6 protein-coding genes and 1 pseudogene (1 of these 7 cut by a window edge) are annotated in these 11810 nt (G+C 47.3%); 5 read left to right on the top strand and 2 right to left on the bottom strand.

Annotated elements, in window-relative coordinates; genetic code table 11:
• The first annotated feature begins 419 nt into the window (after positions 1–419).
• Entirely contained in the window at positions 420–959 is a 540-nt protein-coding gene (locus tag ACOMG9_RS08645) for a DUF29 domain-containing protein (RefSeq protein WP_448216631.1), read from the top strand.
• A 293-nt stretch (positions 960–1252) separates the two neighbouring features.
• Here the strand turns inward: ACOMG9_RS08645 and ACOMG9_RS08640 are convergent, their stop codons facing one another.
• Both ACOMG9_RS08640 and ACOMG9_RS08635 read right to left on the bottom strand, forming a co-directional pair.
• A complete protein-coding gene (locus tag ACOMG9_RS08640) occupies positions 1253–2947 on the bottom strand; it encodes an ankyrin repeat domain-containing protein (protein WP_494530092.1) in 1695 nt (564 codons plus the stop codon).
• Between the two features lie 186 nt (positions 2948–3133).
• Positions 3134–3370, bottom strand: a pseudogene (locus ACOMG9_RS08635) (ISNCY family transposase); the annotation flags it as partial.
• Between the two features lie 144 nt (positions 3371–3514).
• On the opposite strand from ACOMG9_RS08635, the gene ACOMG9_RS08630 reads away from it, so the two are divergent.
• The 4 genes from ACOMG9_RS08630 to ACOMG9_RS08615 form a co-directional block, all read left to right on the top strand.
• Complete coding sequence (locus tag ACOMG9_RS08630; RefSeq protein WP_494530091.1) at positions 3515–4255, top strand: hypothetical protein; 741 nt, start codon at positions 3515–3517, stop codon at positions 4253–4255.
• A complete protein-coding gene (locus tag ACOMG9_RS08625) occupies positions 4252–5511 on the top strand; it encodes a hypothetical protein (protein ID WP_494530090.1) in 1260 nt (419 codons plus the stop codon). Before ACOMG9_RS08630 ends, ACOMG9_RS08625 begins: the two co-directional genes overlap by 4 nt.
• Before the next feature lie 309 nt (positions 5512–5820).
• Positions 5821–6681 carry a hypothetical protein gene (locus ACOMG9_RS08620; RefSeq protein ID WP_494530089.1) on the top strand — a complete coding sequence of 287 codons (861 nt, stop codon included), beginning with the start codon at positions 5821–5823 and terminating at the stop codon, positions 6679–6681.
• 123 nt (positions 6682–6804) lie between these two features.
• A protein-coding gene (locus ACOMG9_RS08615) for a TcdA/TcdB catalytic glycosyltransferase domain-containing protein (RefSeq protein WP_494530088.1) crosses the window boundary here: on the top strand, positions 6805–11810 show its 5' end (the start). 22522 nt of this gene lie beyond the right edge of the window; the window shows 5006 of its 27528 coding nt (coding positions 1–5006); the start codon lies at positions 6805–6807; its stop codon lies off the right edge, out of view.

The following is an 11810-nucleotide window of genomic DNA, read 5'->3' as shown; positions in this document are numbered from 1 at the left end:
ACGACGGAGGTTAATTAATAAAAATTAAAAACCACTGTCGCTTTTTAGCAGATTCTGGATGAATTAATTAGAACTATTGTCCTTTGAGAACTCTAAAGTCGAGCATGATATCAAGGTTTAGCAAGTAATACCTGCTGGAAGACAGGTATCCCCCGAGTAAATTTTGGCTAATGAGGAAGCCTGCCTGATGGGAGCGGTATGAATCGAGAGGTTCACGTACTGTTCTGAGAGGGGCTGGCGGGGAAGTTCCGCCGGTCTACTCACCAGGTGAAACCCCCGCCAACAACTTTGCACCCCCCTCACCAACTGCTATCCTCAAACCTCGAACAAAAGTGAAACTCAGACCTGCTGGCCGACTTATCCCCAGGGATGGGGGGTATCCACCAAGCGCCTGGAGCGCGACTGGGAGGGAGCGGTTGATGGCTGAAGAATGGTATCCGTTTAATGGAGTGAACATTATGAGTAATTTATACGAAACTGATTATCACCAGTGGTTATCCAATCAGGTAGCCTTGCTGCGAAATCACCACTTTGACCAGTTGGATTTAGAAAATCTGTTAGAGGATTTGGAGTTGGGCATAGAATCAAAAGTCGATAATCTTGAACGTTTTCTAACCAATCTTATTCTCCATTTACTCAAGTGTGATTATCAAACAACAGTATTAAGAGATTCGGTTGCCACGGAAAGGGTTATCAATGGGTGGCTGAACTCTATTGATAATGCAAGGCGTGAGATTAATAAGTTAATGCGGAGGAACGCTTGTTTAGAAAGACGGGTTGAGGGTGCTTTGAATGGTGCTTACCCAGATGCCAAAGAGGGTGCTATCGGGGAAATGAATCGCCATATCCCCACTAAATACCCAAAACTGGACAACAGCAGCTTCCCTGATACCTGCCCATGGTCTTATGAAAAGCTAATGGAAAAAGGCTGGTATCCCCTTAATGGAGTTGAACTCTAACCTTTCTGGCGCTGCTCCATTTTGACTCGCTCCCATGCTTTTAGGCCCTGCGGGTCCCAGCGTGGGAACGAGGTAAAAAAACCACTGTCGCTTAACCCAGGAAAGGGATAGTCCGATCCGCCAGACTCTTCATCCAAGTCCGGTTTTATATTCGGTTTCCTGACGCACAACCTTGAGCATGGCAACCGTCTCGCTTTTTACTGGACTTGAGACGGTTGCTTTTAGCAGATTCTGGATGAATTAAGTAGAACTATTGTCCTTTGAAAACTCTAAAGTTGAGGATGAAGTATACCTCAATTTTGCAGCTCAGTAACCACAGGGGGTTGCCGCTCAGAGTCACTTTTCGTTCCGTTGGTTTTCGAACTCTCAATTTTATTTCGAATCAATGAAGAAGCTTCTTCATTACCAATGGACGTTGCCAAGTCTAAAACCGACTCATTATTGTTATCCGTTAATTGTAAATCTGCACCTTTTTCTATTAAAAATTCTATAGCTTTTTGATTTCCATAACGTAAAGCAACATGTAGAGGTGTCTGTCCTTCATTATTCTGGATATTTAAAGCTGGCTTGTATAAACGAATGAATAATACAGAAGCTTGGTCAAGACCCATTTCTAAAGCAACATGCAAAGGCGTATTACCGGAAAAATCTTGCATATTTTTATCGAAAGACAGGTAGGGATCATGCTCATAAAGTGTTTGAAGAAGTTCTGCGTGGTCAATCCCCTGCAAAACAAACATCCGATGGATAATTGTATGAAATATTTTATTTTCTTTAGGTAAAGTATTATGCCATGTAATCGGGCCCAGAGCTCTTACCATTTTCAATAGCCCTCTTTCAAAGGCAATATCTAAAGGTGTTCGGCCATCTTGCGCACGAATATTGGGGTTGGCAATTTCATCTTTATGTTTATCTTCATTCAGTAGATAATCTACAATTACCTGATTTTCCAGTTGGACTGCAAGATGCAAAGGCGTGTATCCAAGGCCGTTCATTATATTAATACCTGCTCCTGCTGACAAAAGAATTTCAATCATTTCCATATCGTTATTCTGGATTGCATAGTGCAGCGAAGTATTACCTTGGTCGTCCTGTGCATTAATTTTTATCAAACCCACTCTTATTAGAAGCCTTACTACAGAATATGAATTAGCAAGAACCGCCTCATGTAAGACAGTTAGACCTGACTCAGTTTGAACGCAAAACTGGTCCATTGTATCAGGCATGCATGGTTGATAGAACTTAAACCCATGATGTAGACCTCTAATTAGCAAACCTTCCATAAGGGACTCACTATTGAAATTTGCGGCAATATGAAAAAGTGCTGACACTTCATCTTGAGAAATCGCAGATTTCCAGTCTAATAACACTTTTATTGCATCTTGTGTTCCATTAATAGCAGCAAGGTACAGTGGTGTAAATCCATAATTGTTGGATCGTTCCTGGCTAGCACCATTACTAAGAAGTAAAGTCACGACTTTAGTGTTCCTTGCCAATACTGCTAAGTGAAGAGGTGTATTGCCTTGAGAGTCTTCTTGATTGATAATTCTCAATCGTTCAGAAATACGAGCTGGGCTTTCTATCAATAGTTTTACAGCTTCAGGATAATTGTTAATGATTGCTAAGTGCAGTGGTGAGTGTTGCTGATTGTTAAGTATCTCTATATCTGCCCCCGCATTCAAGAGTGCTTCTAAGGTACTTGCGTCCCCCTGTGTTGCAGCTACATGCAACAGCGTATTTCCAAAGGAATCCAATTGATTAATTAAATCCGGAGAAGCATCTAACAGGTTGCCAACTTCTTCAACGTTCCCTTGGCGAACCTCATTTTGCAAATGTGTAAATAATTGCTCTTGCTCAGCGCGATCGGCATCAGTATTAACTTCAGGGTTATCAATAACGGAAATATCAGGCATAACTACAGATGAATCAGGAGGCATGAATAACAAGCTTGTTTGCTGTCTTGCTGCAAAGTAGGATGGAGTTTTCATGTGAGAAGAACCAAGTAGCGAGCAAAACATGGAAATTGTAGCTGATCAAAAGTAGTACCAAGGTTTTTCAAAATAGTTGCTGGCAAAGCATTGGATCAAGAGCCAACGTCTGCGCAGACTTTACCGGGACAGCCTACGCGAGTGTGAAGTTAGACACGATTCGTCGTGCATCCATGGTGACGGCGTAGATAAGAAACCCCGGTCATAACTGACTTGTGGTACCTGGGGAAATCTCTGTTTGGCACCTTCTTCAATAGATACAGTAACTTGGTCGTTCATCTGTTTTCCCATGACCAGATGATGCAGGGTAAAGCCGAACTGATCCTGCAATACGCAGACTCTGAGGCCAGGCTCTACAGGGGTTCCAGCCTTACCTTTGCTGATCCATTCGGTATGACGTTCGAACAATGAAAAAATCTTCTCATTGATACAACCCCAGTGACCAATGCTCTGGGGGTCATAGCCTCTCTGGCCATATTGTTGAATCTATAGCCTGAGTGATTCACCCCCTCGTTTAAAAGAGGCTGTTGCAACGCCCTCGCCCTCTATATGAGCGGCTCAGGAGTCATGGCTAATACCCTGAATAGCAGCACTAAAGAGAGGATTGACAAAAAGATCCGCCTGTTTTCTTGCAACACCATAATCATATTAATGGAAAACTATAAACACAGCGTCCAGGCTTCCTACCGACTTTTCCAAGGAGTCCTGAAAATGATCAAGTTGCAGCACAATTCGGCTCTGTTCATCGCTCCTGTATTTCTGTTACTGCCCCTGACCACTCAATCTACACCCGCTAAAGCGTCAACAGCCCACATAGAAATTAATGATGCAAAAGACCTGGGCAAGATTGGTCGAGAATATCCACTGAACGGTACCTATCAACAGACAGCAGATATTGTTGTCACTAAAGACTATCAATCCATTGGCAATGATACCCACCCATTCACCGGGGAGTACTATGGGCAGTGCCGTACCATCAGCGGCCTGTCTGACTGTTTTATTGACACTCTGAAAGGCAGCATCAGGAACCTTCACTTTACTGGTGCCAGTATAACTTCCCAGAACACGACCGGGTTAGCAGCCTGTGTTGTTGATGATACTGGCACAGTCAGTAATATCTGGGCGAAAGATGTTCATATTCTCACCAATGGTGATAAAAATTACGCTGGCATCGGGGGGGGGGCAGGTAAAAGGAACGGTTGGCAACACCACGGCGGTGAACAGCACGGTCGAAACCTCGGGCAGACTTGCACACGCCGGCATCGGGGGGGTACGTTACAGGTACGGTTGGCAACACCACGGCGGTGAACAGCTTTATCAATGGCAATATAACGAATTCTGGATCTATCTCCAATGATCAGCTTCTTTGCCAAAAAGCCGACCTACGTGTGTTAACAGCCAATTGCTCTTCGAGAACTGAATTTCTGGATGCGCTGGATTTTTCGAATAGTAATGCTTGCCCGGTAAATGCCGCTACAGTGTCAACAGACACTAAAGAGTCAACAGCCACTTCAGCGTCAAGAGCCGCTAAAGAGTCAACACCCACTAAAGCATCAACACCCATAGAAATTAATTATGCAGGAACCCTGGGCAAGATTGGCCTACATCCCGACTATCCAATAAACGGTACCTATCAACAGAATGCTACTGCAGCTCCTGCTAATGCTACTGCAGCTCCTACTACTGCAGCTCCTACTACTGCAACTTCCCCTCCAAGGAAATTATGCAGCTCTCTCAGAGGTCAAACGACGGGGGTTCAAAAACGGCTAATCGACGACAGTGATCTTGTCAGGGAACGACATTGCGATGTTCTCAGTGCCGACCCTGCAGATGACTTAAGTGAGTTGATAAAACAGATTCCTGATAACACTGTTATCTTGCTTTCCTCCAAAACAACTTCTTCAACCGTTGCCCTCGTGACAGGTAAGCCCACTGTTGAATATCTTATCGCCAATGCAATCGTTTTGAAGAGCGGTCAGGACATCATCGGGGCTGCTGATGACGGTTTTGAAATTGTTATCAAGCTTCATGATAACTTTACAAGTAGATACATGATCGGAGTTGGCGTTCAGTACGATGACAAATTCAATTTTGGAGAAACAGCAGACAATCATATAAAACACATTACTTTCCAGCCAACCGGAGTTAATCCAGGTACTCAAACTCACGTTATTGTCCACACAAGCTGCTATTATGGGGCACTATCTATAGAGAACAACGTTTTTTATCTCCCTGTCTGGGCCGCAGTTAACATTCATTGTTCTGCGAATCTGGATGCATCCACCAATGATTTGCACACGGACCCAGGCTTACGTTTCGCTAATAACAAGGTCATTGGTGAAACCATCCACACAACAAAACTCAGTATGATTCCCGAGGAAGCAATATTCATTAATCTTCGCAACATCAATAACCTGTCAAACAAACTCGAAATAATTGGTAACGCATTCCAGGGCAAAATCTCGGAATTGGCTCAGATTGCAATTGGATCCGGAAGCAATATTAATATCTTCAGAAACACTGCTGTTATTGATAAAACAATACAGCCTCCCATCAGTTGGTGATAGTAAGCCTCACTGGCTTTGCCCTTGTTCATTACACAGCAGTCGTCACCGTGCAGCTTTCCGGAGAAAAAAGGTTTGCGTACCATCAACGGCCAGCAGATAGTGGTTTTTAAGGCGTCCAATGCGGAACTCGAACTTCTGCAAGTGCCCGGAACGCTGGAATCGTGAGAAGGGTATTTTATAAGGCTTTTGAAACCAGTGTGGAGAAACCGGGTCAAGAACCTCTCGCTCAGCGAACTTCGCGCACCGGCCATAACCTGTCCTGCCGGAACTAGAAATCAGACACAGGGAAAAAGTAGACAAGTTGGATTGTTTGTCAAATATAAGGGTGTCTTTTTATTTGCTCACTCCAGGCTGACGGTTGATAAACGACTGGATGGCACTTACCAGCTTGGCAATATCACAGCACCAGTGCATGGCGGGCCAGGTGATGACGTGTTTTTCTTCTCAGGTACTGCCAAGCCCGAGGCCGGGCTGTATGGAGATTCGGGAAATGATATTTTCCACCTTAAAAGCAGGGGTGCCAGTGTCCACCCCGGCTCTGGCAATAACCTTGTCAGTCTGGAGCTGGAGAATGCAGAAGAAAATGGCGCGGTAAAGCTCTTCTTCGCCCCTGCTTCGTTTAACCGTGTTCGAATGGCTGGTGTTAGCCTCGCAGATTTGCAGGCGGCAAGCTGGCATTCGCTGGCTCGGCGTAATGCCACTGACAGCGGTGATCAGGCTCGTTGCCCCGCCGGTTTATCCCGCCTGATGCCACCTCCGGTCACTGGCGGCAGTTTTATCCTGGCCGCCTGGATTCGCCGGGGCCTGCCGCTGGGCAGGCGAACACGGGCCGGGAGCAAACTGATTCATTTTGCCGCAGCTGACGGCTCTGATGCCATCAGCTTAAGCCTGAGATCCAGGGGGCAACGGCTGGTTAATTACCTGTGCAGCCTGGTCGGAGGTGAGGAAGGCGACGTTGGAACGGGTACAGCGGAAAGTGAGCAACCAGTGATGGCAAGCCTGAATGATACGGAACTTTACCAGCACTACCAGCGACTGGTTCAGGACCTCAGTGCCCTATCGGGCAATCGCAGTGGCGAGAGCACGTCGTTTGTACCATCGGCAAGCCAGGGAATGATACAAAACCTGACGACTCCGCTACCTTCGACTACGATGAGTCAGGGTTGAAAAACTCAGAAATCATTAACACAGTGATATTACTGATAAACGACATCTGTTGCATTACTCAAATTGGTCTTGCCCACTGTCGTACTTCGGTAGAATTCATTACAGCTCAGGAGAGCTTCCTGCATGCCCGCCAATCTAACTGATACAAATCCTCTCAATTCTACTCCCAAAAGGCAGTGGTTCAAGACCAGCGATGGCTGGTTTTACCCGGCCATTGTTAATACCGATATTTTTAGCATCAGACTGTCAACGGATCAGGCCAGCCCCGGATCAGCCTTTGCCACGCCAGCACACATCAGTACGGTCAGGACAGCCATTGACAGAGCCTTCTGGTTAATCGAGCAGTCCGGTTTTTTTCCCCACTATTTACATCGGAATATCAGTATTATCCTGTCTGACTCTGATTTGCCGGGTCAGAATATCTTTTATGACGACGATGGCGTTACATTGTTAATCGGGCAATCGCTCGGAGCTGACCAACTCGTTGCCAGGTTGCTGAAAAATATGGCAATGGTCGTTTATGAAGCCTGTGACCCCAATAACTTCTGGTCAGAATTTCAGGCTCGCCAGCATGGTTCCGCAGAAAATAGTGGTGGTTTAATCCCGTCTCCCATCAGCCAGACTGATGACGTGGTTTCCGCTATAGCCACTCAAACACAGCTCGACTTTATCTCTGAAACCCTGGCTGCCAAATGGTTGAATCAGAAAGTATCACCGGTTTCACTCTATTGGCTGGAGTCTTTGCTTCCTGATCTGTTCAATGCCCCAAAAAATCCTGAGAAGCCGCCAACTCCTCTAAGTGCCCAACTGCAAGCCAGACACTGGCATTCTAAAAACGATCTTAGTCAAACACTTGCCTGGCTCAAAAGCGAGGAGATCGTCCCAACAGGCAATGTTACCAGACCAGTGCCTGACAGTTATTATGCTTTCACACCCGTCGCGCCTCTTTTGCGCATCGACGAGACAATAGCCTGTCCTGCTTTTGGCGATGGTTACCGCACCCGGGTTAACGGAACAGAAATAGGCATCAGGGTATACCCCCAGGGCGACGCCGCTCCGCCACTGCGACTGGTCGACATCACCCTTGATGTGGAAGGCTACCATTCACTCGGTTACAAGGATCCGGCACAAACGCTCCAGCGGCTGGTTTTTGACCTCAAGAAATTGGCAGGACTGTTTCTATACGGTGGTTTTAACCGGCAATTGCTGACTTTTCTTCACGGACTGCAGATTGCCAGTGATCCGGGTGGCCCGGATAACAAGGTCCCTCTTATCAAGGCAGAGTCCGACCGATTGTTTATTGACAGTGACGCAACCTTCACAAACGACAGTCAGCCACTGATTCGTCTGGGGGCCGCTGATCTTTCCCGGCACTCTGACGAGGCTCTTGGACACGGACTGTCATCCCTGTTGGTACCTGCATGGCGAAAAACCCTGACCGACAATGCCGTGGCTGTGGCCGGTATTGAACAGCTCTGGGGAATCACTGACAACAGGCTGAAAGCACTGCAACCGCATTATGGGCTTGATGAACGCTACCAGGCCCGGCAATGGCCACCAGAGTCCGGCGATCTCTACCAGCGACTGGTGTCAGGCCAACGCCATGATCTCAGGAAACGGGGCGGCACAGCGGAAGACTTTGTTGATGCCGTCCGGGAACTTTATCAGGGTGACGGGCTGGCGCCAGCACTTGCCAGCGTTATGGGAGACTGGCAAGCGTCAGCGGAGAGTAACCGTACAGGCGGGGAAATGGCGGATTTGCTCAAGGCCATCGAAACCGTTTACGACGAACAACCGTTGCGCAGTGAACAATGGTTTTTCCGCAGGGCGCTTGATGACAGTCTGGACTGGCTGATCGCCCGAGATCCCAACAATACGGCTCTGGCAAATCTTCAGCGCCTGAAGAAAAATGACGAAGCACAACAGGATGAATACGACGGTCTGGCCGAGCCGGAGTCGCTCTTAAACAACGGCACCAGCAGCGTTCGGGGCAGATTCCTTACCCTCAAAGCTCTGGGTGAGAGAGTAGGAGTTTACCTGACGCCTGACTACCTGACCCGTTCCAGTAACCAGACCCTCGGCAGTGACCTGTGGCAACTGGTGGATGCCAGCGACCTGTTCAGACACCGGTTGAACAATACCGATGCGTTAAGGATGTTGGCGGGTAACCTAACGATCCCGATAAGACCTGACACCCTTGGTGATATACACGACCAAGGTTTAATGAAAGTCTCTCCCGATGAGCGTAACAGGACGATCCCCGGAGAGTATGTCAGTTTAATTATCCCCGGTCGCAATGGTGCATTACCCGGCAGTAAGTCCGGTCCGCTGACCTACCTGCCGATCAAGCATAGTACAAAAAATGATACCGTTAATGATCTCGTACAGGTTAACCAAACAACCAATAATGATACGTTCATACCGGTTAACCAGACAACCAATGACGGCACATTCACGGTCATCCATTTTGATCCGGACGAGGGAGACCTGCCCTATGGTTTCGGCTGGCTGTCAGGCCATCTTTCGTTCTTTTACCAACTGGGGGAGGCATTGCGGCTGGCCCTTGGGCTGGCACCAGAAGAAGATGCCAATGCGGCCAAAAACCGGATTCGTGCTGAGCTTGATTTGCCACGGCACTATCCCGGACAGGACAAACTGCCGTTACCGGTAGTGAACCCCCGTCAGGTAATGGTCAAAGACACCCTTCCCGTTGAGGTAAGGTTTAATCAAACGACAGAGACAGACAACAGAAAGTCCATGCGTCTGGCGGTAACCGGACACGGCTCTCTGGGGCGTCACGTGGAACTGACGGCAGAACCTGACGGGAACGGCAGCTATCGCCTGCAACTGGCGTCCATTGGCACAATGACACCGGTTAGCACAATGACTCCGATTGGTGGTCTGCAGCCGCCCTTCCATTGGCGCTATCCCACAATCACCGATCCGGCGGCAGCTCGCAGGGTTCGCCGTTCCGATACGGATCCTGCTGAAGGTTCAGCACCGAAATCAATCGGCCAACTGATTCCTGACGCCAAGACGTTCAATAAGGAATTTGGGCCGTTATTAGGGTATCACCGCGTTATGAACGCAGACCTTAACGCACGTTTTGAAGACCTGCTCTCGTCTTTTGTGATGCTTGATAGCCATCGCCATAAGAATGAGCCATTGACATTTGTTTCGGTATTAAAGGTCTCCGAAAAACTCGTCAACCTGATTGGAACTTACCCGCAGGTAACCGGTGTAAAATTTGCGCAACTGGCTTCAGACATCTGGAGCTGGTTAGAAACCAACCTGGATACAGTCCCTTCGCAGCTGCATTTTGTTAGCGTTAACCCAACTGATAGGGAGCTGAAGCGTATCCGGACATGGATTTTGGCCAATTCAGAATCCGCTTTAAGAATAAACCTCTGGTATGACCCCAAGGCAATGCTCGCCGGTGTACTTAGGGAAGCGCTCAAAGAATCAGTGACCAGTAAATTGACCGGCCAACCCAGTCCCGGTAATCCGTCCGATTTTGAATCGAATTTACTGAAAGACCTGATGAATTTACAAGATGAGGCCTGGCAAGCCATAAAACCAAAAATAGAACAGGGCCAGCAGTTTGATCAGGCGGTGAAGGATTTTCTGGTCAGCCGACTCAAGTACCAGACGGACGTTGACAAAAAAAAAGAACAACTGCAAAAACCCTTACGGGAATTTGCACAGGAGATACAGTCTGCTTATCCCAACGCGAAGTTCACCTTAAAAGATATTAATGATATCTGGAGCGATGGTTACGGGAAAGACGGTAAGGATGCCGAAAATTACTATTACAGAGAACTGGGGTTGCGTAATCATGAGCCTGCGGCTAATGCACTGGTAAAACTGAGGATTATTGCCAGTGTTGGTGGCGTTTATTCTGACACGTCGCTTACGCCTGCATTTAATGAGGATCTTTTCAAGGGGCTTGATGATTCAAACGTCAGCAATGCGGATTGGAGCAGGGTAAGGGCAGTACAGACCCAGCTGGTCGTCCAGCGGCTTGGCAAAGAATTCCTTCCTGATAACCAGGATCCCGCCATTACACAGAAGATTTCAGACGATATCGCCTGGTTAGGTGAAAAATACCCCAAGTTGAAGAGCGACATTGAGCGGCGTCTGGCGGCTGCTGATCCCTCGCAACTGTTTAAGCCTTTAGAGAAAATTCAATTCATACCCTATCAGACCTACCTGCCATCAAAAAAAAATCCGGGTTTATTTTTTGCGGCAAAACCAGAAAATCCAAGCATTCAGTTTGCTCTTAACACGCTCTTATTACAATACGAAGAGATTGATCGATTTCAGTTGTACCGCTTGAAAAATTGGCCAGATGCCCAACAAAAAGAATTGTACGTAACCAGTCACAAGGTTGATGGGAGATTACCTTATTATCGATTCGGAGGTGTACAAAGGTTTACGAAAGGCTATCAAGTCTTCAATGGTAATCAGGCTCTGAGGGAAAGCAAAGTTTTAATGAATTGGACGACAGGCTTCGAAGCTTTAATTGATGCTCTTAAACTTTCTGACGGAGCACGCTTTACCATTGCCAGCGAAGCGGTCGCTGGCCTGGTCCAAGAAGACGATATCAGACGCTATGTGTACACCGCTCCACAAAAGCATAGCCAATACAGTCAACAACTGGTTATCCAGATGGAGCCTGGCGATGCTAACCCAATTAGCAAGGCCAGTCGCTACCTGTTTGAAAAATATAAAAACCGCCAACAAACCAGAGAACAAACCAGAGAAAGTTACAACTCAATCCGTTGGCTGGTCATTGGCAGCGATCATTGGTCAGATGGTGAGACCGGTGCAAAGGTTAATAATGCCGACATTCGCAGATTTCTGGACGGTGATAGCCGGATTCATGTGGTAGGTCTGGGCAAATCCAGCGATGGGACATTTACCCTGAGCGGTCAAAGCGCGTCAGATCTGTCTAAAAAAATCAATGAATTGACCGGTGATACGCCGGTTAAAAGCATCAACCTGATTGGCTCAGGCATCGATAACGATGGGCATGTCAGCGATTATCTGAAAGAAACCCTGACAACCACAAAAACCTCGTCAGTAACTGCCCGGGACGGTCTTTTGAGAGTCGATATCTGGGGTCGCCT

It is taken from the genome of Endozoicomonas sp. PH6C (assembly GCF_059322965.1).
This window is presented reverse-complemented; position numbering and strand designations above follow the sequence as displayed.